The organism is Azospirillum formosense (assembly GCF_040500525.1).
GTDB lineage: Bacteria > Pseudomonadota > Alphaproteobacteria > Azospirillales > Azospirillaceae > Azospirillum > Azospirillum formosense_A.
In genome coordinates, this window is the sequence record NZ_CP159402.1 from 1,867,581 (window position 1) to 1,888,880 (window position 21,300).

The following is a 21,300-nucleotide window of genomic DNA, read 5'->3' on the forward strand; positions in this document are numbered from 1 at the left end:
GAAACAGTGCCTTGATCCTTGCACGACCCTCACCCGCCCGCTGCGCGGGCACCCTCTCCCGGGACGGGAGAGGGATTGTCGTTGGCGGTCACCGGCCCAGATAGACGTCGATGACCTGCTTGTTGGCGCTCACCGTGTCGAGCGAGCCTTCGGCCAGCACCGAGCCCTCGTGCAGCACCGTGACCTTCACGCCCAGCTCGCGGACGAACACCATGTCGTGCTCCACGACGATCACCGAATGCTTGCCGGCGATGTCCTTCAGCAGATGGGCGGTCTGTTCGGTCTCGGCGTCGGTCATGCCGGCCACCGGCTCGTCGACCAGCAGCAGCTTCGGGTCCTGGGCCAGCAGCATGCCGATCTCCAGCCACTGCTTCTCGCCGTGCGACAGGCTGCCCGCCGGGCGGTCGCGGCGCGGCGACAAGCGGGTGATGTCGAGGATCTCCTCGATCCGCGCCCGGTCCTCCCGCGTCGCCGAATAGGTCAGCGTCTTCAGCGGGCGGCGCGGCGCCTTCAGCGACAGTTCCAGATTGTCCCAGACCGTGTGCATCTCGAACACCGTGGGGCGCTGGAACTTGCGGCCAATCCCCAGATTGGCGATGGCCGGCTCGCGCAGGCTGGTCAGGTCGGTGCGGCCCTCGAACAGGATGGTGCCGGTGTCAGGGCGGGTCTTGCCGGTGATGACGTCCATCATGGTCGTCTTGCCGGCGCCGTTCGGGCCGATGATCGCCCGCATCTCGCCCGGCTCGATGACCAGCGACAGGCTGTTCAGCGCCCGGAACCCGTCGAAGCTGACCGACACGCCGTCCAGATACAGCAGGGTGTCTTCGGTGCTCATGTCGTCTCAGACTCCCTTCTGGTCCGCCGGCTTGGCGGTGACCGTGGCGCGCGCCGGCAACCGGTCGCGGAGCTGCGCCGCCAGACCGAGGATGCCCTTGGGCAGGAACAGGGTGACCAGGACGAACAGGCCGCCCAGAGCGAACAGCCACAGCTCCGGCAGCGCCGCCGTGAAGTAGCTCTTGCCGAAATTCACCAGCACCGCGCCCAGCACCGGCCCGGCCAGCGTGCCGCGCCCGCCGACGGCGACCCAGATCACCGCCTCGATGCTGCTGGCGGGGGAGAACTCCGACGGGTTGATGATGCCCACCTGCGGCACGTAGAGCGCGCCCGCCACGCCGGCCATGCAGGCCGACAGCGTCCAGGCGAACAGCTTGTAGCGGTCGGTCTCGTAGCCCAGGAAGCGCACCCGGCTCTCGGCGTCGCGCACGGCGATCAGCACCTTGCCCAGCTTGGACGCCACCACCGCGGAGGCGAGAATGTAGCCCGCCGCCAGCGCCACCACCGTCGCCACGAACAGCCCGACGCGGGTCGAGGCGGCCTGGATGTCGAAGCCCAGGATCTCCTTGAAGTCGGTCAGGCCGTTGTTGCCGCCGAAGCCCATGTCGTTGCGGAAGAAGGCCAGCATCAGCGCGAAGGTCAGCGCCTGCGTGATGATCGACAGATAGACGCCGGTGACCCGCGAGCGGAAGGCGAACCAGCCGAAGGCGAAGGCCAGCAGGCCCGGCACCAGCATCACCATGATCGCGGCGAACCAGAACTGGTCGAAGCCGTGCCAGTACCAGGGCAGCTCCGTCCAGTTCAGGAAGACCATGAAGTCCGGCAGGTCGGCGTTGCCGTACATGCCGCGCGAGCCGATCTGCCGCATCAGGTACATGCCCATGGCGTAGCCGCCGAGCGTGAAGAAGGCGGCGTGCCCCAGCGACAGGATGCCGACGAAGCCCCAGACGAGGTCGAGCGACAGCGCCAGCAAGGCGAAGCACAGATACTTGCCGAGCAGCGCCACCGTGTGGGTGGAGAGGTGCCAGGGCGAATCCGGGGCGGTGCCCAGCGCCATGACCGGCACCGCCACGGCCAGCACCGCCAGGACGGTCAGCAGAACGCCGGCCTTCTTGTCCAGGCCCATCAGGAAGAAACGGGTCAGCATCGGATCAGGCCTCCACCGCCCGGCCCTTCAGCGCGAACAGGCCGCGCGGACGCCGTTGGATGAACAGGATGATGAAGATCAGCACGAGGATCTTTCCCAGCACCGCGCCCGCGTAGGGCTCCAGGAACTTGTTGACGCCGCCAAGCGCCAGCGCGCCGACCAGCGTTCCCCACAGGTTGCCCACGCCGCCGAACACCACGACCATGAAGCTGTCGATGATGTAGCCCTGGCCCAGGTTGGGGCTGACGTTGTCGATCTGGCTCAGCGCCACGCCGGCCAGCCCGGCGATGCCGGAGCCGAGCCCGAAGGTCAGCGCGTCCACCCGCGCCGTGCGGATGCCCATGGCGTTGGCCATGCTGCGGTTCTGGGTGACGGCGCGGATGCTCAGCCCGAACCACGTCTTGCGCAGCGCCACCAGCAGCGCGCCGAAGACGAGGAAGGCGAAGACGACGATCCACAGCCGCCCGTAGGTGATGGTCAGGCCGCCCAGCTCGAAGGCGCCGGACATCCAGGAGGGGGCGCCGACCTCGCGGTTCGTCGGCCCGAAGATGGAGCGCACCGCCTGCTGGAGCGCCAGCGACAGGCCCCAGGTCGCCAGCAGCGTTTCCAGCGGACGCCCGTAGAGCCAGCGGATCACGCTGCGCTCGATGGCGACGCCGACCGCGCCGGAGACGAGGAAGGCGACGGGCAGCGCCACCAGGATGGAGAAGTCGAACAGGCCCGGCGCCCACTGGCGGAAGGCCTCCTGCACCAGGAAGGTGGCGTAGGCGCCGATCATCACCATCTCGCCGTGCGCCATGTTGATGACGCCCATGACGCCGAAGGTGACGGCCAGCCCGATCGCCGCCAGCAGCAGCACCGAGCCGAGCGACAGGCCGTACCACAGATTCTGGGCGGCCCCCCACAGGGCGAGCCGCTGCTCGACCGACGCGATGGCCTTCGTCGCGGCGTCCTTCACCGCGTCGCTTCCCGTGTTGGCGGCGCCGTTCAGCAGGGCCCGCGCGTCCTGGTCGCCGCGCTCCTGAAGCACCGCGACGGCCGCGATCTTGTCGGCGTCGGGCGCGTCCCCGGCCAGCAGGACGGAGGCCCGCGCCTGGGTCATCGCGCGGCGGACGCGCTCGTCGGTTTCCTTGGCCAGCGCCGTGTTCAGCGCGTCCAGCGCGTTGGCGTCGCGGCTCTTGAACACCGCCTCGGCGGCCTGCCGGCGCGTGTTGGCGTCGGGGCTCATCAGGGTGAGCGCGCCGAGCGTCGCGCTGATCGTGCGGCGCAGGGCGTTGTTGATGCGGATCTTCTCGACCGCGTTGCGGTCCGCCTCGCCCAGCGCGGCGCCGGTCAACGGGTCGGTCAGGGCGTAGCCGTTGCCGGCGCGCTTGGCGACGACCACGGCGCCGTCCGCCTTGCGGACGTGCAGGTCGCCGGCCTGGAGGGCCTCGATCACCGGCACGACGGCGGGATCGCCCGTCTCGGCCAGCCCGGCGATGGCCTTTTCGGTCTCGGCGTAGCTGCCGGCGCCCAGGCCGCGGACCAGCGGAGTCAGATCGGCGGCGAAGGAGGCAGGAGCGGCCAGCGCCAGAAACGCGGCCAGCAGCCAGCAGAATGCGCGGTGCATCGCGGTTCCTGTGATGTGTCGGAAGTCGTTTTTGGAAAAGGGCGTTGCCCCCACCCTTCCCACGGCTACGCCGCGAGCCCCTTCCCTCCCCCGCTGTCGCAGGAGAGGGAGCAATCCCCTCCCCTGCGAAGCGGGGGAGGGTTAGGGAGGGGGCATCACGCAGACAGTTACCAAGAGGCGTTCAGATGCTCAGGCGGTCCTCACGACCCCTTGCCGCCGCACTTGCCGGTCTTCACGTTGAAGTTGCCGCAGGACATCGGGGCGCGCCAATCGGAGATCAGGTCCTTGCTGTCCGGCAGGAAGTCCGACCACTCGTCGCCGGCCACGAGGCCCGGCGTCTTGGAGACGGTCTCGAACTGGCCGTTCTCCTGCACCTCGCCGATCAGCACCGGCTTGGTGATGTGGTGGTTCGGCAGCATGGCCGAATAGCCGCCGGTCAGGTTCGGCACGGCGACGCCGACGAGGCTGTCGATCACCGCGTTGCTGTCGATGGTGCCGGCCTTCTCGACCGCCTTCACCCACATATTGAAGCCGATGTAATGGGCCTCCATCGGGTCGTTGGTGACGCGCTTGTCGTTCTTGGTGAAGGCCTGCCACTTCTTGATAAAGTCGCTGTTCTCCGCCGTGTCCACCGACATGAAGTAGTTCCAGGCGGCGAGATGGCCGACCAGCGGCTTGGTGTCGATGCCGGCCAACTCCTCCTCACCCACGGAGAAGGCGACCACCGGAATGTCCTGCGCCTTGACGCCCTGGTTGCCCAGCTCCTTGTAGAAGGGGACGTTGGCGTCGCCGTTGATGGTCGAGACGACGGCGGTCTTCTTGCCGGCGGAGCCGAACTTCTTGATGTCGGCGACGATGTTCTGCCAGTCGGCGTGGCCGAACGGGGTGTAGTTGATCATGATGTCCTCGGACTTCACGCCCTTGGACTTCAGGTAGGTTTCCAGGATCTTGTTGGTCGTGCGCGGATAGACGTAGTCGGTGCCGGCCAGAACCCAGCGCTGCACGCCTTCCTTTTCCGCCAGATAGTCGACGGCGGGGATCGCCTGCTGGTTCGGGGCGGCGCCGGTGTAGAAGACGTTGCGCGAGGACTCCTCGCCCTCATACTGCACCGGGTAGAACAGGATGCTGTTCAGCTCCTCGAAGACCGGCAGGACGGACTTGCGGCTGACCGAGGTCCAGCAGCCGAACACCGCGGCCACCTTGTCCTTGCTGATCAGCTCGCGCGCCTTCTCGGCGAACAGGGGCCAGTTGGAGGCGGGATCGACGACGACCGGCTCCAGCTTCTTGCCGAGAACGCCGCCCTTCTTGTTCTGCTCTTCGATGAGCATCAACATGACGTCCTTCAGCGTGGTCTCGCTGATCGCCATGGTGCCCGACAGGGAATGGAGGATGCCGACCTTGATGGTGTCCTGGGCCGACGCCGGGGCGGCGAAGCCCGCCGCGAACGTGACGGCAAGGCCGGCGGCCGCCGCAAGGGTGCGACCGGTCTTGAAGCCCGACTGGAACCCCGTCTTGAACATTGTGAATACCCCCCGTTCTTTGGTCTGACGCCCGCCTCAGGCGTCACGGGGGTGTCCTTCGCAAATGTGATGCCACGACGTGCCGGCCAGCGGCCGGCTCAGGGATTCCGCGGCGCCTTGCGGCCCAGTATTCGCTTACGAATTATGCATGGCTCCGTTTAATGATCAAATTTTGCTCACTTGCGCCGGATTGACTGATTTTTAGGCGGCACTTCACACCGAAGACCGATGCCGTTCGGCACAGACACCCAGCACCTCATCCAAAGGTCGTGCCCACCACCGGCGCGAGAATATTTCGACCTCGGAATAGCCTTGGAATCCAGCGGCTTCCACCCAGCGGCGGATCATTGGTATGTCAATCATTCCATCGCCCATCATGCCGCGGTCCTCCAGCAAATCGGCGGTCGGCACCAGCCAATCGCACACATGGAAGGCACACAGGCGATCCCGGCCGGCCCGGCGGATTTGCGCCTCCAGCTCGGGGTCCCACCAGACATGGTAGACGTCCACCGCGACGCCCAGCGCGCCGGTGCCCTGCGGATCCAGCCGGTCGCAGAGGTCGAGCGCCTGGCCCATCGTGTTCACGCAGGCGCGGTCGGCGGCGTACATCGGGTGCAGCGGCTCGATGGCGAGCGGCATCCCCGCGCCGCGGGCGTGCTCCAGCAGTTCGGCGATGCCGTCCTCCACCTGGGCGCGGGCCAGCGCGATGTCCTTGGACGGCGGCGAGCCGGGGCGGGAGAACTGCGGCAGCCCGCCGACCACCAGCACGAGGCAGGGCGCGCCCAGCGCCACCGCCTCGTCCACCGCGCGGCGGTTGTCGTCGCGCACCTCGGCCCGGCGGTCGGGATCGGCGGGGAACATGCCGCCGCGGCAATAGCCGGACAGCTCCAGGCCCAGTTCCTTCACCACCCGCACGGCGCGGTCCAGCCCCACCGCGGCTACCTGATCCCGCCAGGGGGAGACGGCGCGGATGCCATGGCGGGCGCAGGCGTCGAGGATTTGCAGCAGGTCGCCCTGTTTGCGCACCGTGGCCGTGTTGATGGACAGCCAGCGATGATCGCCGGAGAAGTCGCGCATGATCGTGGTCCTCATTTCGAAATGCCCTCTCCCGCCCCGGGAGAGGGTGCCCGCGCAGCGGGCGGGTGAGGGTAGCGCGAGGATCGAGGCGCTGATCCTTGGCGGCACCCTCACCCTTCCCGCGCATCGCGCGGGCCCCTTCCCTCTCCCGAGACGGGAGAGGGAATTACCCTTACCTCACACCGCCTCGATGCCGCGGACGGCCAGGACGTCGGCCATGCGCCACACCGCCTCCTCCGGGTCGCGCAGCAGTCCGGCCTTGTCGGCCAGCCGGAAGATCTCGGCCAGATGCAGGGTGGAGCGCGTGCCCTCCTGCCCGCCGATCATCGTGAAATGGTCCTGGTGGCCGTTCAGGTAGGCCATGAAGACCACCCCGGTCTTGTAGAAGCGGGTCGGCGCCTTGAAGATGTGGCGGGACAGCGGGACGGTCGGCTCCAAAATCGCGTGGAAGCGCCCCTCCTCGCCCGCCGCCAGCTCGGCCAAGGCCGCCGCCGCCGCCGGGGCGATGGCGTCGAAGATGCCCAGAAGCGCGTCGGAATGGCCCTCCGCGTCGCCGGCGATCAGCTCCGCGTAGTTGAAGTCGTCGCCCGTGTACATGCGCACGCCGGGGGCCAGCCGGCGGCGCATGACGATCTCCTTGTCCTTGTCGAGCAGGGAGATCTTCACCCCGTCGACCTTGGCCGCGAAGTCGTTGATGATGCCGACCGCCGTGTCGAGCGCCACCGGGAATTCGTTGGTTCCCCAGTAACCGGCCAGCGCCGGGTCGAACATGTCGCCCAGCCAGTGGAGGATCACCGGCTGACGCACCTGGGAGAGGATGCGGGTGTAGACGCGGACATAATCGTCCGGCCCCCTGGCCACGCGGGCGAGCGCGCGCGACGCCATCAGGATCACCCGCCCGCCAAGGTCCTCTACCGCGGCGACCTGCGTCTCGTAGGCGCGGATCACGTCGTCGAGCGAGCGGGCGTCCTCCGGCGCCAGATGGTCGGTGCCCGCCCCGCAGGCGATCAGCGCGTTGCCGCGCGCCTTCGCCGCGGTCAGGGAGCGCCGGATCAGCTCCAGCGAGGCGTTCCAGTCCAGCCCCATGCCGCGCTGCGCGGTGTCCATCGACTCGGCCACGCCGAAGCCGAGGTCCCACAGATGCTCGCGGAAGGCTATGCTGCGGTCCCAGTCGATGGCCGGGGTCAGCCACGGGTCGTTGTCGGCCAGCGGGTCGGCCACCATGTGCGCGGCGGCGTAGGCCACGCGGTTCAGGGGCCGGTCGGTGCGGGCGGGGAAGCCCCGCGCCGGGGCGACCTCGTAGGCCTCCAACGACCGGTCGGCGCGCGGCAGCTTGATGGTCAATGCCATGGACGGAATCTCCGGTCAGGCGGTCAGGGAGGGAACGTCGACCCAGCGGCGCTCCTTCCAGCTCTTCAGCGCGGCCTCGACGAGCTGCACGCCCTTGGCGCCCTCGATCAGCCCGTGGTTGAAGGGGGCGTCCTCGACGACGTGGCGAATGAAGGATTCCCACTGCGTCTTGAAGCCGTTGTCGGTCGGCTGGTTGTCGGGCACCGGCTGCCACGTCGCGTAGAAGTCCATGGTCTGCTTCTGGTCCGGGTTCCACACCGGGCGCGGCGTGCCCTGGCGCGGCTGGATCACGCAGTCGCTCAGGCCCGCGACCGCCGAGCCGTGGGTGCCGTCCACCTGGAAGGTCACCAGATCGTCGCGGTACACCCGCGTCGCCCAGGAGGAGTTGATGTGGGCGATGACGCCGCCCTCCAGCTCGAAGGTGGCGTAGGCCGCGTCGTCGGCGGTGGCCTGATAGCGCTTGCCCTGCTCGTCCCAGCGTTCCGGGATGTGGATGGCGCCCAGGCAGGAGACGCTCTTCACCTGCCCGAACAGGTTGTCGAGCACGTAGCGCCAGTGGCAGACCATGTCGAGGATGATGCCGCCGCCGTCCTCCTCCCGGTAGTTCCAGGAGGGGCGCTGCGCCGGCTGCCAGTCGCCCTCGAACACCCAATAGCCGAACTCGCCGCGCACCGAGAGGATCTTCCCGAAGAAGCCGCTGTCGCGCAGCATCTTCAGCTTCTGCAGGCCGGGCAGGAACAGCTTGTCCTGCACGGTGCCGTTCTTCACCCCGGCTTCCTCGGCCAGCCGGACGACGCGCAGCGCCTCCTCCAGGTTGGTGGCGATGGGCTTCTCGCAATAGACGTGCTTGCCGGCGCGGATCGCCGCCTCCAGCAGCGTCGGGCGCATCTGCGTGGTGCCGGCGTCGAAGAAGATCGTGTCGTCGGGGTTCGCCAGGGCCGCGTCCAGATTGTCGGTCCAGCGCTCCACGCCGTGGCGCTGGGCCAGTTCGCGGATCTTCTCGGCGTTGCGCCCGACCAGGATGGGGTCCGGCATGACGCGGGACCCGTCGGACAGCGTGACGCCGCCTTGCGCCCGGATGGCGAGGATCGACCGGATCAGGTGCTGGTTCATGCCCATGCGGCCGGTCACGCCATGCATGATGATACCAAGGCGCTTCGTGCTCATGTCGGGGACTCCCTAGGGGATTATTCGTTTTGCAGAGGGGACAGGCGGTCCCACAAGGGCTGCGCCGCGCTGGCGAAGCCGGGGACGGCCAGGGTTTCGGTCGGCAGGCTGCCGCCCGCCGTGGCGAGGCGGACGGTGCCGTCTTGCCGGGTGTAGAAGCCGGGATGCGCGTCGAGGAAGGCGTCGGCCTCCGGCGCTCCGTCGAAGCCGTTTCCGTACTGGTGACCGTTGCGCTCCGCGTCGGCGATGCCGAGCAGCGCGACCAGCGCCGTGTCCTGCTGCACCGCCAGCCCGGCCTGACAGGTCAGGTCCTCCGCGGCGATGAAGTGCGGCGCCCCCCAGGCGGCGCAGCGCGCCCGGTTCAGGACGGCCTTGTAGAGCCCCTTGCAGGACTTGGACGACACGCCGCTATAGCCGGCGGCGCGGGCGCGCGGGAAGGCGTCGTAGCCGTCGTCGGACTCGTCGATGATGAAGGGGATGCGTTCCGCCACGGCGCCCAGCGGCGCCTCCAGCGCGCGCTCCCGCGCCACCGGCTGCTCAATGTAGAGCAGGCGCCCGCGGAACCCGGCCAGCGCCGGCTCGCGCTCCAGCCCGTCCACGAAGGCGGCGAGGGCCGCGACGTCCGCGTATTGCTCGTTGCCGTCCAGCGTGGCGCGGTAGTCGCCCGCCGCCGCGTCCAGCACACCGGCGATCTCGGTCAGCCGCGCGAGGTCGGCGGACGGATCGCCGCCCAGCTTGATCTTGAAGCGGACCAGCCGCTCCCGCGCCAGCAGGGCGCGCAGGGCCTCCGGATCGTCAAGCAGCCCGACGGTGTGGCGGAGCGCCACGGAGGTTCGCGGCTCCAGCCCGGCGAGGAAGCCGTCCAGGTCGAAGCCCGCCAGATCCGGCGTCAGCCGCGCGTCGATCCCGGCGCGGTTCGCCCGCATGCCGGTGAAGAAATCCGTGTTCAGAACCCGCAGCAGCCCGTCCAGCACCGCCTTGTCGATCAGCGCCGGCCCGTAGGCGGCGGTCAGGTCGGGCAGCCCGGCGGCGCGGCAGGCCGTCCGCTGCGTCCCGTAGGCCGCCGCGTGATGGCCGAAGGCGCTGTCCGCCCGGTCCGTCCCGTAGGCGTCGCGGGCGAGGCGCAGGGAGCGGCGCAGGCCGTCCACCGTCTCGTCCGGGCTGCGGTCCGGGCGTTTGTCGAACCATTTCGGCATCATCATCTCGGCGGTACCGCCCCACGCCTCGCCGACGCCGTCCACATGGACCAAGGCGCGGACGAAGGCCTGGGGAGCCGCCTCCACCGTCACGCTGCCGAAGCGGAAGGGCTTCACGAAGCGGACGGGGCGTTCATAGAGGTCGATGGCACGGATGGTGATGAGGGGGGCGGGGCCCCCACCCTTCCCACGGCTTTGCCGCGGGCCCCTTCCCTCCCCCGCTTCGCGGGAGAGGGTGTCAATCCCCTCCCTCGCCAAAGGCGGGGGAGGGTCAGGGAGGGGGCAAGGCTCATCCATCACCACACGTCCCCTTCAATCCAGATGCCCTTGGGCGTTGAAATGCGCCCGGATGCGCTGGGTCAACTCGATGAAGACCGGGTGCCCCATGACGTCCAGCGAGCGCGGGCGGGGCAGCGGCACCTCATAGGTCGCGGCGATGGCGCCGGGACGCTCCGACATCACCATCACCCGGTCGGCCAGGAACACCGCCTCGGGGATCGAGTGGGTGATCAGCAGCACCGTCTTGCCCGTCTCGTGCTGGATGCGCTGCAGCTCGACGTTCATCTTCTCCCGCGTCATGGCGTCGAGCGCGCCGAACGGCTCGTCCATCAGCAGGATCTTCGGGTCGTGGACCAGCGCCCGGCACAGCGAGGCGCGCTGCTGCATGCCGCCGGAGAGCTGCCAGGGGTACTTGTTCTCGAACCCCTCCAGCCCGGTCATGCGGATCAGCGCGCGGGCGCACTCCAGATATTTGTCGCGCGGCAGGCCGCGGACCTCCACCGGCATCATGATGTTGCGCAGCACCGTCCGCCAGGCGAGCAGCACCGGGCTCTGGAACACGATGCCCACGTCGTCGTGCGGCTCGGTCACCGTGGTGCCTTCGATGGTGATGGCGCCCTCGCTGACCGGCAGCAGGCCGGCGACCAGCTTCAGCAGCGTGGACTTGCCGCAGCCGGACGGGCCGACCACCACCAGGAACTCCCCGTCCCGCACGTCGAAGGTGATCGGGCGCAGGGACGGCACCTCCCCGTCGCGGGTGCGGTAGGTCTTGGTCACGCCGTCGATCTGGATCAGGGTCTTTTGCGACAGGCGGGCCGTTTCGGCCGAGCCGACGACTTTCAACTGGGGCTGAGCCATGTCCCTGCTCTCCTGTCCGTCCGGCCTCACTGGCCCGCCGCGGCGGGATCGGGGAGGAAGTCGCGGGTGTAGAAGGCCTTCGGGTTCTTCTTCGCCGCGGCGTCCAGGCCGCCGTACTCGACCAGCAGGTCCACGGTCTCGGCCATGTTGGCGTCGGTGACGCGGAAGGGCCGCTGCCCCTTGGTCTCCGCCGTGCGGTAGAGCGGCGTGGTCAGCTCGAAGCCCTCCAGCAGGGTGGCTTCCTGGCCGCCCTTGGGGTTGGCCTTGAGGATGGCGGCCACGGCTTCCTTCGGGTTCTTCTCCGCCCCTTCGACCGCCTTGGTCGTGGCGGCCATGAAGCGCTTCACGAGGTCGGGCTTGTCCTTCAGCGTCTCGGTGTGGGCGATGATGCCGGAGGAGACCATGTTGACGCCGTAGTCGGCGAAGCGGATCGGCGTCACCGACTTGCCGGTGGCGTCCTTGATCTTCATGCTCTGGTCCATGACGTAGCCCAGCAGCAGGTCGGCCTGCCCGTTGATGACGGCGTTCAGCTTGGTCTGGGCGTCGCCGGACACGACGCGGAAGTCGCTGTCCTTCAGGCCGGTCTTCTTCAGGAACAGCGGCCAGATCTGGGACATGCTGTCGCCCGGCGTCATGGCGACGGTCTTGCCCTTGATGTCCTCGGGCTTGCGGATGTTCTTGTCGGTGAAGCCCATGGCCGACATCGGGCTGGTCTGGAGCAGCACGCCGGGTGAGGTCACCGGGGCGCCCTTCACCGCCGCCTTCATCATGGTCGGCACGTCGACGTAGCCGAAATCGACGGTCTTCGCGGCCACCGCTTGGGTCGTCACCGCCGACCCGCGGCCCTCCTGGATCTCCAGGTCGATGCCCTCGGCCTCGTACAGGCCCTTGTCCTTGCCGTAGTAGAAGGGGGCGTGCTCGCCATACACGTACCAGTTCAGCATCAGCACGACCTTGTCCGCGGCCTGGGCCGGAAGCGTCGTGGCGGTGAGGGCGCAGAGCGCCGCGAAGAGCGTCCGTTTCATCTCGTCTCCTCCCGAAAGGTGTCCGGCGTCGCTGTTGGTTTTGTGGTCGGCGTTACGACGTCGGGATGTAGTTGTGGCGTTGGCTCGCGTGCCAGGGGATGGCGAGCCGCTCGATCACGTCGATGACCCAGAAAAGCACCACCCCGATCAGCGCCAGCACCACCAGGGCGGCGAACATCAGGGGAAGTTCGAAATTGCCGATCGAGCGCTGCAGGACGAAGCCGATGCCGGAATTCGCCCCGACGAACTCGCCCACCACGGCGCCCACCACGGCCAGCGTGATCGACACCTTCAGGCCGGCGAAGATGGCCGGCAGGGCGTGCGGCAGGCTGACCATGCGGAAGGTCTGAAGGCGCGTCGCCTTCATGGATTTGGCGAGGTCCATCATGTCGCCGTCCACCGACTTGAAGCCCTGCACCGCCGACACGACGATGGGGAAGAAAGCCAGCAGGAAGGCGGAAATCACCTTGGGCAGCAGCCCGAAGCCGAACCACACCACGAACAGCGGCGCGATGGCGACCTTGGGGATCGACTGCGAGAAGACCAGCAGCGGGTAGACGTAGGATTCCACCGTCTTCGACCCGGCGATCAGCATGGCGATGGGAATGCCGAACAGCACCGACAGGGCGAAGCCGCCCAAGGTCGCCAGCGTGGTCGGCACCGACGCCGCCAGAAGCTGGTCCCAGTCCGCGGCCAGCGCCAAGGCCACGTCGCCCGGTTTCGGTATCAGATAGGGCGGGATCGCGAAGATCCGCACCGACAGGTCCCACAGGACGGTCAGGACCACCAGGAACAGCACCGGCCGGAACCAGCCGGAATTGAGCAGACGCAGCAGCGTGGCACCCGCCCCGCCCCGTCGCGCCGCCGTTCCCGAAGCGGAACCGCCACGGGACGCAGTCCCGTGAGCCGCCGCATCGACAGCCATCGCTCCTCCTCCCCCGGTCGTTGCGGCGCCGACGCGAGGCGCTCTTTTAACCGGCTGGTTAAAAGTAAGCCCGGCACGGCAAAGCGGTCAACCCTGCCAAATGGGTAGGACGGATGGTCAGGTATGCGGATTATTCATGATGAAACCACCGGCCCGGAACGGCCGGCATGGAAGCCGCCAGCGGGCTCACGCCCGAAGCGACGACAGGATCAGCTCCACCATATGGTCCAGCCGCTCCGCCTTGGCCTCCTCGGCCAGCAGGTCGCGGCCGAAGATGACCGACAGCGTGTGAACGTTGGACAGGTAGAAATAGGACTGCCCGGCGATGGAGATGTAGAGCTGCACCGGGTCCACCCCCGCCCGGAAGATCCCGGTGGCGACACCGCGTTCCAGCACGTCGGCGATCATCTGCACGAAGGGCGAATGCATGGCGTGCACCTTGTCGGAGGTCTTCAGCAGCTCCGCCCGGTGCAGGTTCTCGATGTTCAGCAGCGCCATGAACTCGGGATGGTCGAGGAAATACTGCCAGGTGAAGTGGATCAGCCGGGCGATGGCGGCGGGCGGGTCCAGCGTCTCCAGGCTCAGCGTGCGTTCGGTGGCGCGGATGTGCTCGTAGGCGCCCTCCAGCACCGTCAGATACAGGCTCTCCTTGTTGCCGACATGGTAGTAGAGCATGCGCTTGTTGGTGCCGGCGACCTCGGCGATCCGCTCCACGCGGGCGCCGCCCAGCCCATGGCGCGCGAACTCCTCCGTCGCGGCGGCAAGGATGCGCGCGCGGGTGCCCTCCGGGTCGCGGGTGACCTTCGCGGGCTTGGCCGGCTTGGAGGTGGAAAGGCTCTTCTTCGGGTCGGTCAGCGTGTCCATCCAGGCCGGTCCTCGCATGGCGCGGCCGGAGGGCAAGCCGCAATCCGTTCCAATGTGGAGCATATCAGCCGAAACGGAAAGACGAAGCGGCGTTACCGGCTCAAGAGCGTCGCGCCGCGCCAGATGCCGGGCTGCATGGCACCGGCGGCGTCGATGGCCGCCCCCGGACCGTCCTGGATGCCGCCGCGGAACTGCCCGACATGGCGGGTGCCGCCGCGCATCGACAGCTCGCCCGGCCCCGCCGGGAGCCGGTCCACCACCACGCCGTTGAACCGCTCGCCGTTGGTGAAGGCCAGCTCGCCATGGCCGTCCACCCGGCCCTGGCGGACCTCGCCCGTGTAGGAATCGCCGTTGGCGAAGCGGTAGACGCCCGGCCCGTTCGGCACGGCGTTCACGAAGGTCCCCTCGAAGCGGTCGCCGGACGGGAAGCCCAGGACGCCGTAGCCGGACATCTGGTCGTCCTTCCACTCCCCCTCATAGACCTGCCCGTTGGCGAAGCGGTAGACGCCGACGCCGTTGCGGCTGATCGTGCCCTGAAGGGAGAAGTTGCCCAGCCCGCGGTTCCAAGCCCCCTCGTAGACGTCGCCGTTGGGGAAGCGGTGCACCCCGTAGCCCGACTCCCCGCCGCGGGCCTGACCGGCGGCGCGGCGGGCGGCGGCCTGGGCCTCGCGCGCCTTCGCCTCCGCCCCGCGCCCGGCGGTGGCGGAGCGCGCGGCACGGGCGGCGGCGTTGCGGCCCGCCTGCACGGCATCGCGGTACGGTTCGGCCAGCCCGGCGACGACCGGGTCCGCGCCGGTCGTCGAGCGCCCGGCGGCGCTGTCCCCGCCACCATCGGGAAGGGCGGCCAGCCGCGTCGGGCCGGTCGTGCCGGACAGCGCGCCGGCCGCCGGGTCGACATCGTTGCGAACCACCGTGGGCGGCGGGTAGGCGTTGGGCGCCGCACCGCCCATGGACACCGCTTCGCCCGACCGGCCCGCCAATGTCCCGGTGGTGACGTAGCCCTCCTGCCCCGACGAATCCCGCACCAGCACCCAGCCGGAGTCGGGCGCCGCCTGGAGCAGCGTCACCCGTTGCCCCTGCTCCAGGTCGCGCAGGCTGCGGGCGCCCAGCACCGGGCGGGCGAACAGGTTGGCGTCGCGCGCCACCGTGTAGACGCCGGGAGCCAGCATCGCCGGCTGGGGCGGTTGCTGGGGCGTCGTGGGTTGGGCGGAGGCGACCGGCACCTCCTCCGGCCTGGCGAGGTTGCTGGAGAAGGCGAAGCCGGTCTTGCCGTCCTGCTCGACGCGCAGCCAGCCGCCGTTGCGCCGGGTCCGCCCGGTGACCGTGACCTCGCTGTCGTGGCGCAGCGTGCCGACGACCGCCGCCTTGGTGTCGGGACCGGCGCGCAGGTTGGTGTCGCGCGTCACCACCCGCTTCTCGTTCAGCGGGTCCACCTCGACCTCGGCGACTGCCGGGGCGGCGGGCTTTTCCTCCGCCTTCTGCGGCAGCGGCTTGGGTTCGATTGCCTTGGGTTCAGGAGTCGTCGCCGCCACGGCGGATGGCGCCTCCTCCGTCCGGGCGACGGCGGGGGCGGACGGCGCGCGCGGGCCGGGCACCAGCACGAGGTCCGCGCCCAGCCGGTCCTGGAGCCAGGGATGCTGCGTCCCCCGCGTGCGTCCGACGACGGTGCGGGCGACCTCGGCCAGCGCGTCGCGCAGCGGCACGCCCGGCTTGACCATCTCCTGCGCCAGGGCGGTTGAGAAGGCGTCCGCCCCCTTGCCGGCCGCCGTCGCGGGCGGCGTGCCGGGCCGGTGCGAGTAGACGACGAACAGGTTGTCGAGCGCCGCCGGGGCCGCCAGCGCCGGCTTGACCGACCGCCCCTCCTCGCCCATCGCCGATGCCAGCCGGTCGGCCAGCGGGTGGGCGGGCACCGGGTCGAACACGGCGACGGCCTTGCGCCCGCTGCGCTGGATCTCCTTCAGCGCGTAATCCAGCTCGATGGTGTCGAAGATCACGTCGTATTCGGAGCCGGGCTTGGCGTCCACCGGCACCAGGAAGCCCTTGGCCGACAGGCTCAGCGCCACGCCGGAGTAGTAGAGGAAGCCCAGGTCGGCCTGCCCCAGCGCGTCCTGGAACCGGCTCAGCGCCGCGACCATGCCGCGGTGGTCGAGGTTCTCGGCGGCGGTGACGGTGAAGCCGGCGCGGCGCAGCGCGTCGGCGACGACCGCGGCGTTGGCGCCCACCCCGGCGGCCGGGCCGCCCTCCTGGTACTGCGCGTTGCCGATCACCAGCGCCACGCGCTTGTCGTCGGCGAGCGCCTGGGGGGCAAAGGCGGTGTTCGCCGTCACCAGGACCAGCGCAACGGTCCAAACGGCGCTCCGGGGCCAGCGCAACACGTCGATACCCTCCACTTCAAACCTTCTTTGACCACCCCTTTAGGGAGTCACGGGCCGCGGCGGCTGTAACGAATTTGGTCGAAGCCGCCAGCGGCCTCCTGTTTTCGGGCCGTCCGCTCCGCAGATCGCCATGCCTTGAACGGCCAAGTCTAGCGCATTGGCCCAACACCGATTTCTGCAATTTCGGGGGCGCCGGGGTCCCATCCGCAGACGGTGCGTCCCACCAACGAACGCGCGCGGAGTCAGTTGAGGTCGCGGGCCACCCGCAACCCGTCGGCGAAGTAGCGCACGTCGGCGTCGTAGCCGATGCGGGCGGTGACGGCGATGGCGTCCTGCCCGTCCCGCCAGGAGCCGCCGCGCAGCACCCGCTTGCGGCAATCCCCCTCCGTCCAGGCGCTGCCGTCCGTCGGGGCGCCCTTGTAGCCGGGGTTCCAGCAGTCGGCGACCCATTCCGCCACGCCGCCGCTGGTGTCGTAGAGGCCGAAGGCGTTGGGCTGGAAGCTGCCGACCGGCGCCGGCAGGGCGCGGTCGGCGGCCCCGCCGCAGTCGCGGCAGTTGGCCAGCCGCGCCCCCGGCGTCAGGCTGTCCCCCCAGGCGAAACGCGCGGCGCTGCCGCCGCGCGCCGCATACTCCCACTCGGCCTCGCTGGGCAGGCGGTAGCGCTGCCCGGTCTTGCGGCTGAGCCACTCGGTGTAGGCCAGCGCGTCCTCGACGTGGATGTTGTGGACCGGCGTGTCGTCGGAGGGGTTGCGCATCCGCGGCATGGCGGCGCAGCCACCGCCCTCCACGCAGGCCCGCCAGTTGGCGACCGTCACCTCGTAGACCCCGATGGCGAAGGGACGGGCGAAGGTGACGCGGTGGGGCGGGCGCTGGCTGGCGTCGCCGCGCTCGCTGCCCATGACGAAGCTGCCGGCGGGGATGCGCATCATCGGCGGGCAGGCGGGGCAGTCCTGGAAGCTGCTGCCGTTGCCCTGCGCCCGCCCCTGCGACCCTCCCGGCTGGGCCGGCGCGGCGAGCGCGAGCCGCTGGCGGTCCTCCGGCCCGGCGGGGCGCAGCGCGGGGCCGCGGACGAAGCCCTGCACGCCGCCCTGGGTGCCGTCATCCAGGGCCACCCGGTACCAGTCGGCGTCGGCCACCCGGCCCAGCACCCGCACCGCGCCGTCCTTGGCGAGGGCGCCGACCCGCTCCGACCGCGCGTCCGGCCCGGCGCGCAGCTCCGCGTCGGCGACGGCCACGTACACCCCCTCCCCGGTGGTGTCGAGCTGGAGTTCCGGCGGCGGCGTGGCCTTGCCGCCGGGCGCCCCGCTGCCCGCGCCGTTGCCGGCACCATTGCCGGAGGGCCCGCTGCTCCCCGCCCCGCCCGCCGCGGTGGCTGCGGCGACCTTGGCCGATTCGGCGCGCAGCCGGTTCAGCCGGTCCCGCGCCGGGGCGGCGAAGGGGCCGGTGCCGAAGAGCCGCAGGAAGGCGTCCAGCGCGTCGGCGTCGCGGCTGTCGCGCACGCGGCGCCACAGCGACTCCTCCAGATCGGCCTGCGGCGGCGCGGCGCCGGCCTCCTCCACCTCCAGCAGTGCGCTCATCGTCGTGCGCCCGCCGCGCCCGTCCTCGACCAGCACGCTGAACACCCCGGCGCGGCCCGCCGGCGCCCGTTCCGGGTCGAAGGTCAGGGCGGTCAGCCGCTCCGGCGCCAGCTTGTCGCCGGGCTTCAGCGTTGTGGTGCCGTCGTGGACCTTGCCGCGCTCCGGCACGGCGCTGACGGTGAAGGTCAGCGGATCGCCGTCCGGGTCGGTCGGCACCTCCAGCCGCAGGCTGTTGACGACGGCGCGCACGCTGCGCTCGGCGACGGCGACCGGCGGGCGGTTGCTCGGTTTGATGAGGATCGGCACGGCGCCCCGCGCCACCCCGCCGCGCCCGTCCATCACCGCGAACTCGAAGCTGCCGGCGTCGCCGAGGTGGGTGGCGTCGGCCCGGAAGGTCGCGGCGGTGAGCTGGTCCAGCGTCAGGTAGTCGCCGATCAGCACCACCCGGTCGCCGATGCGCACCCCGCCGCCGCGCGGCAGGCCGGTGACCTGGGCGAAGAGCTGGTCGTTGTCGGGATCGCTGGGCCGCGCGATGCCGAGCCCCTCCGTCCCGCCGCGGTCGAACACCTCCAGCGTCTTGAAGGCGGCGAGCTGCGGCGGCCGGTTCTCGGGCAGCGGGTTGAAGTAGAAGGGGGCGGCGCCGAGCGAGCCATAGAGGAAGGGCTCCTGCCGGCCCTGGGTGATCTGCATGACGTCGTCGCGCACGCGGCGGAAGAACAGGCTCAGCTCCAGCCCCGGCACGTCGAAGTTCTTCAACAGCGACGCGGTGTAGGGGCTGTGGTCGCCCTGCCCGTCCTCGGCCACCGCGTCGGCGCGGGTGGCCATGGCGACCAGCGTGTCGGTCGGCGTGTCGTCGACGCGGGCGAAGCCGGAATGCACCTCCGTCTTCTTGGTGCCGGACCGCACCAGACGGTCGGCGAAGGGGTTGTTGCGGCAGGCGTCCAGGATCAAGATGCCCAGCTTGCGCGCCTGGGCCAGCTCGCCCATCGGCAGGTTCAGCGGCAGCGCCTCGTAGACCAGATCGCGCTCGCGCTCCAGCCGGGCGTCGGCGGGGATCAGGAAATTGGTGCCGCCCACCTGCATGCCGTGGCCGGCGAAATAGAGCAGCGCCACGTCGGCCTGGGCCGCCTGGATGCCGAAGCCGCGCAACGCCTCGGCCATGCCGCGGTTGTCGAGGTCGTAGCGCTCCTCCACCGCGAAGCCCAGCTTGCGCAAGGCCGCCGCCATGGCGCGGGCGTCGTTGCGCGGGTTGGGCAGTTCGGTGGCGTGACGGTAGGCGCCGACACCGATGACCAGGGCGATGCGCTGCTCCGGCGCGGTGGCCGCCGGAGCGGGCACGGTCCACGCCGCCACGGCCAGCAGAAGGCCGGCGGTCAGCGCCAGCAGGAGGCGGCACGAGACGAAACGGTGAAGGCGCGCAGCCATGGTCACCCCATGCCATGGGTCACCGGACGGTGGGGCGGCAACGCCCCGCGTTCCGATCCATCCAGTATTCGACCGCACCCCGCGGAACCAGAGCACAAAACCGGCGAAGGCCTCTCCACAGGCGGGGGCATGGCCACCCGCAAGAAAGACGGGGGCCGGCGGCGGACGGCGCGGCGAATGCGCGGTCCGCCGCATTCCGGGGCGATCCAGGGCGAGGTTGTGCTTTCCCTTTGCCCGAAAGGTTTCTATATGACCCCTTCGACAACACAGGGATCATGCCATGCCGCCCGCCAAGCCGACGGTCGCCAAGATGACCGAAACCGAAATCGCCCGTGTGCAGACCTATCTGCGCAAGACTCTCGGCAACGACAAGATCATCATCCAGCCGCCCGAGAAGGCCGGCCAGTCCGCGGAGGTCATGCTGGGCGACGAGTTCGTCGGCACCCTGCACCGCGACGTGGACGAGGGTGAGGTCTCCTACGCCCTGCACGTCGTCATTCTGGAAGAAGACCTGCCGGCCGCCCCGACAACCCGTCGCTGAGCCTGCCTTTTCCAGCGCGGTCCTCTCCCGCCGCCCGGCGGGAGGGGCGCTTGCCCGCGGGCCAATCAAACCCGGGCCATATAGACTCTGGGCGCATAAAATTCAGGCCCGATGAAACTCGGGCCCGATGTCAGCTTGGCCGGCTGTGGCGGCGCAGTTCGGCGGCCAGCCCGGCCATCAGCGTCTCACCGCCCGACAGAGTAAGGCCGCGCACCAGGATAAGCGCCGGCAGATGGTTCCGGCGCAGAAGAAGCAGCCGGTAGCCGGCACGCGGACGCCGTCCCCTTCCCGGCTTCTCCTCCTCCATGTCCACGTCGCCGCCGGCCAGCGCCAGCTCCCGTTCGTGCTGCTGCGGGGTCATCGTCTGGATGCGCGCCACGAACAGCGGGCGCTTGCCCTGCGGCGGGTAGAGCGCCACGCCGCGGATGGTGTTGTGCGGGATCAGCTGCCCATGGGCGGTCAGCCCATCCGGCGCCACCACGAGCCGCACGGCGCTGCGCCTTGCCGCCCGCAGCAGCGTGATCACCCACATCAGCAGAAGCGGGATCGCGCACAGGATGCCCAGCCAGCGCAGCATCGAGGCTGTCGGCTCCAGCGTCAGTTCGGCGACCACGACGAAGCCGGCGAGCAACAGGGCGGCGTAGAGCAGATGGGCGTAGCGCTGGGGCGGCACGCTGGACGGCGACGCCTCGAACACCGCCGCCTGCCCCGTGTCCTCGCGGGAGATCTCGACCTCGGGCATCCCGTCCGCATCCTCATCACGCCGCCGTACGCCGTCCTAATACCTCCGGCGCGCGCAACTTGCCAGCGGGGCGGCGTCCGGCATTCCAGGCACCTGTCCGGACATCCGGACAGCCGGGGCGCGGGGAGGCTCCGCAAAACCGCGGAAATCCGCCGCTCCGCGCCCCGGCCAAGCTCTGGCACGGGCATTGCTTTCCTTTGCAACGAAGCGTCCCGTGGCCGCGTCGTTCCCTGTGGCCATGGCGGCGATTCCTCCAAAGCATCTGGCCGGCCGCACCGTCGCTTTCCGCGTCGGGTGCGACCGGCACTTTTTTCGGAGGAAACGGGGATGTCAGTTCCCGGCGGGGGGCTCGGCCCCTTCGGTCGGGAAATCGGCGGGAAGCGTGATCTCCAGCATCTCCAGATCGTCGGAATGCGCGATCTCGACGTGCCGGATGCCCGGCGGCTGGTGCACGCAGGACCCGGCCTGCAGGTGCACCTCCCCCACGCCTTCGTAGGCGAACTTCACCCAGCCCTTCAGCACATAGACCATCTGGAAATCCAGCGCGTGGCGGTGCCAGCCACCGTGCGACGCCTCGCCGGGGCGGGCGCGGATGACGTGGGCGTTCGCCTTGCCCGCCGTGGCGGCGCGGATGCCCAGGTCCCGGTACTCGAAGAAGGGCCGCAGACCGTCGCGTTTGAAATCCGCCGGATCGGCATGGCTGACCGCGAAGGTCACCGAATCGTTCGCAGGCGCGTCGTTCTGGGACATGCCGTTTCCTCCCGTCGTCATTGATTGCACCGAGTATGA

At 69.9% G+C, this 21,300-nt stretch carries 17 protein-coding genes; 1 reads left to right on the forward strand and 16 read right to left on the reverse strand.

The annotated features are described in order from the left end of the window. Nucleotides 1–88: 88 nt before the first annotated feature. From urtD to ABVN73_RS09050, 14 genes are all read right to left on the reverse strand, one after another. A complete protein-coding gene (urtD, locus tag ABVN73_RS08985; RefSeq protein ID WP_035675131.1) occupies nucleotides 89–835 on the reverse strand; it encodes an urea ABC transporter ATP-binding protein UrtD in 747 nt (248 codons plus the stop codon). Between the two features lie 6 nt (nucleotides 836–841). Beyond that, nucleotides 842–1,981 carry an urea ABC transporter permease subunit UrtC gene (gene urtC, locus ABVN73_RS08990; RefSeq protein ID WP_353857689.1) on the reverse strand — a complete coding sequence of 380 codons (1,140 nt, stop codon included), beginning with the start codon at nucleotides 1,979–1,981 and terminating at the stop codon, nucleotides 842–844. Nucleotides 1,982–1,985: 4 nt separating this feature from the next. Then, a complete protein-coding gene (gene urtB / locus ABVN73_RS08995; protein ID WP_353857690.1) occupies nucleotides 1,986–3,590 on the reverse strand; it encodes an urea ABC transporter permease subunit UrtB in 1,605 nt (534 codons plus the stop codon). Nucleotides 3,591–3,790: 200 nt separating this feature from the next. Then, complete coding sequence (gene urtA, locus ABVN73_RS09000; RefSeq protein ID WP_353857691.1) at nucleotides 3,791–5,110, reverse strand: urea ABC transporter substrate-binding protein; 1,320 nt, start codon at nucleotides 5,108–5,110, stop codon at nucleotides 3,791–3,793. Between the two features lie 213 nt (nucleotides 5,111–5,323). Further along, a complete protein-coding gene (locus ABVN73_RS09005) occupies nucleotides 5,324–6,202 on the reverse strand; it encodes a sugar phosphate isomerase/epimerase family protein (RefSeq protein ID WP_353857692.1) in 879 nt (292 codons plus the stop codon). Between the two features lie 162 nt (nucleotides 6,203–6,364). Continuing rightward, the gene (locus ABVN73_RS09010) at nucleotides 6,365–7,537 is read right to left on the reverse strand and encodes a dihydrodipicolinate synthase family protein (protein ID WP_353857693.1); all 1,173 of its coding nucleotides are present in this window, start codon (nucleotides 7,535–7,537) and stop codon (nucleotides 6,365–6,367) included. A 15-nt stretch (nucleotides 7,538–7,552) separates the two neighbouring features. Then, nucleotides 7,553–8,704 (reverse strand): Gfo/Idh/MocA family oxidoreductase, encoded by a 1,152-nt coding sequence (locus tag ABVN73_RS09015; RefSeq protein ID WP_035675142.1) that lies wholly within the window; start codon nucleotides 8,702–8,704, stop codon nucleotides 7,553–7,555. Between the two features lie 20 nt (nucleotides 8,705–8,724). Next, the gene (locus ABVN73_RS09020; RefSeq protein ID WP_353857694.1) at nucleotides 8,725–10,017 is read right to left on the reverse strand and encodes a hypothetical protein; all 1,293 of its coding nucleotides are present in this window, start codon (nucleotides 10,015–10,017) and stop codon (nucleotides 8,725–8,727) included. 195 nt (nucleotides 10,018–10,212) lie between these two features. Continuing rightward, on the reverse strand, nucleotides 10,213–11,037 hold the full coding sequence (locus ABVN73_RS09025) for an ABC transporter ATP-binding protein (RefSeq protein ID WP_353857695.1): 825 nt from the start codon (nucleotides 11,035–11,037) through the stop codon (nucleotides 10,213–10,215). A gap of 26 nt (nucleotides 11,038–11,063) precedes the next feature. After that, the gene (locus ABVN73_RS09030) at nucleotides 11,064–12,062 is read right to left on the reverse strand and encodes an ABC transporter substrate-binding protein (protein ID WP_035675146.1); all 999 of its coding nucleotides are present in this window, start codon (nucleotides 12,060–12,062) and stop codon (nucleotides 11,064–11,066) included. Nucleotides 12,063–12,114: 52 nt separating this feature from the next. Next, the gene (locus ABVN73_RS09035) at nucleotides 12,115–12,987 is read right to left on the reverse strand and encodes an ABC transporter permease (protein WP_353857696.1); all 873 of its coding nucleotides are present in this window, start codon (nucleotides 12,985–12,987) and stop codon (nucleotides 12,115–12,117) included. Between the two features lie 186 nt (nucleotides 12,988–13,173). Further along, nucleotides 13,174–13,851 carry a TetR/AcrR family transcriptional regulator gene (locus ABVN73_RS09040; RefSeq protein ID WP_353857697.1) on the reverse strand — a complete coding sequence of 226 codons (678 nt, stop codon included), beginning with the start codon at nucleotides 13,849–13,851 and terminating at the stop codon, nucleotides 13,174–13,176. 92 nt (nucleotides 13,852–13,943) lie between these two features. Beyond that, nucleotides 13,944–16,226 carry an SH3 domain-containing protein gene (locus ABVN73_RS09045; RefSeq protein WP_353857698.1) on the reverse strand — a complete coding sequence of 761 codons (2,283 nt, stop codon included), beginning with the start codon at nucleotides 16,224–16,226 and terminating at the stop codon, nucleotides 13,944–13,946. Nucleotides 16,227–16,468: 242 nt separating this feature from the next. Then, nucleotides 16,469–19,228, reverse strand: a complete 2,760-nt coding sequence (locus tag ABVN73_RS09050) for an SUMF1/EgtB/PvdO family nonheme iron enzyme (protein ID WP_353857699.1) — start codon at nucleotides 19,226–19,228, stop codon at nucleotides 16,469–16,471. A gap of 280 nt (nucleotides 19,229–19,508) precedes the next feature. Between ABVN73_RS09050 and ABVN73_RS09055 the strand changes: the two genes are divergently transcribed. Further along, the gene (locus ABVN73_RS09055; protein ID WP_353857700.1) at nucleotides 19,509–19,769 is read left to right on the forward strand and encodes a DUF3126 family protein; all 261 of its coding nucleotides are present in this window, start codon (nucleotides 19,509–19,511) and stop codon (nucleotides 19,767–19,769) included. 130 nt (nucleotides 19,770–19,899) lie between these two features. On the opposite strand, the gene ABVN73_RS09060 is transcribed toward ABVN73_RS09055, so the two are convergent. Continuing rightward, entirely contained in the window at nucleotides 19,900–20,511 is a 612-nt protein-coding gene (locus tag ABVN73_RS09060) for a hypothetical protein (RefSeq protein WP_353857701.1), read from the reverse strand. Between the two features lie 330 nt (nucleotides 20,512–20,841). Further along, a complete protein-coding gene (locus ABVN73_RS09065) occupies nucleotides 20,842–21,261 on the reverse strand; it encodes a cupin domain-containing protein (protein WP_353857702.1) in 420 nt (139 codons plus the stop codon). Between the last annotated feature and the right edge of the window lie 39 nt (nucleotides 21,262–21,300).

Bases quoted from the DNA above. Each gene is read 5' to 3' on its own strand.
- urtD (WP_035675131.1), bottom strand. From the start codon at position 835: ATGAGCACCGAAGACACCCTGCTGTATCTGGACGGCGTGTCGGTCAGC.
- urtC (WP_353857689.1), bottom strand. From the start codon at position 1,981: ATGCTGACCCGTTTCTTCCTGATGGGCCTGGACAAGAAGGCCGGCGTT.
- urtB (WP_353857690.1), bottom strand. From the start codon at position 3,590: ATGCACCGCGCATTCTGCTGGCTGCTGGCCGCGTTTCTGGCGCTGGCC.
- urtA (WP_353857691.1), bottom strand. From the start codon at position 5,110: ATGTTCAAGACGGGGTTCCAGTCGGGCTTCAAGACCGGTCGCACCCTT.
- ABVN73_RS09005 (WP_353857692.1), bottom strand. From the start codon at position 6,202: ATGAGGACCACGATCATGCGCGACTTCTCCGGCGATCATCGCTGGCTG.
- ABVN73_RS09010 (WP_353857693.1), bottom strand. From the start codon at position 7,537: ATGGCATTGACCATCAAGCTGCCGCGCGCCGACCGGTCGTTGGAGGCC.
- ABVN73_RS09015 (WP_035675142.1), bottom strand. From the start codon at position 8,704: ATGAGCACGAAGCGCCTTGGTATCATCATGCATGGCGTGACCGGCCGC.
- ABVN73_RS09025 (WP_353857695.1), bottom strand. From the start codon at position 11,037: ATGGCTCAGCCCCAGTTGAAAGTCGTCGGCTCGGCCGAAACGGCCCGC.
- ABVN73_RS09030 (WP_035675146.1), bottom strand. From the start codon at position 12,062: ATGAAACGGACGCTCTTCGCGGCGCTCTGCGCCCTCACCGCCACGACG.
- ABVN73_RS09035 (WP_353857696.1), bottom strand. From the start codon at position 12,987: ATGGCTGTCGATGCGGCGGCTCACGGGACTGCGTCCCGTGGCGGTTCC.
- ABVN73_RS09040 (WP_353857697.1), bottom strand. From the start codon at position 13,851: ATGGACACGCTGACCGACCCGAAGAAGAGCCTTTCCACCTCCAAGCCG.
- ABVN73_RS09050 (WP_353857699.1), bottom strand. From the start codon at position 19,228: ATGGCTGCGCGCCTTCACCGTTTCGTCTCGTGCCGCCTCCTGCTGGCG.
- ABVN73_RS09055 (WP_353857700.1), top strand. From the start codon at position 19,509: ATGCCGCCCGCCAAGCCGACGGTCGCCAAGATGACCGAAACCGAAATC.
- ABVN73_RS09060 (WP_353857701.1), bottom strand. From the start codon at position 20,511: ATGCCCGAGGTCGAGATCTCCCGCGAGGACACGGGGCAGGCGGCGGTG.
- ABVN73_RS09065 (WP_353857702.1), bottom strand. From the start codon at position 21,261: ATGTCCCAGAACGACGCGCCTGCGAACGATTCGGTGACCTTCGCGGTC.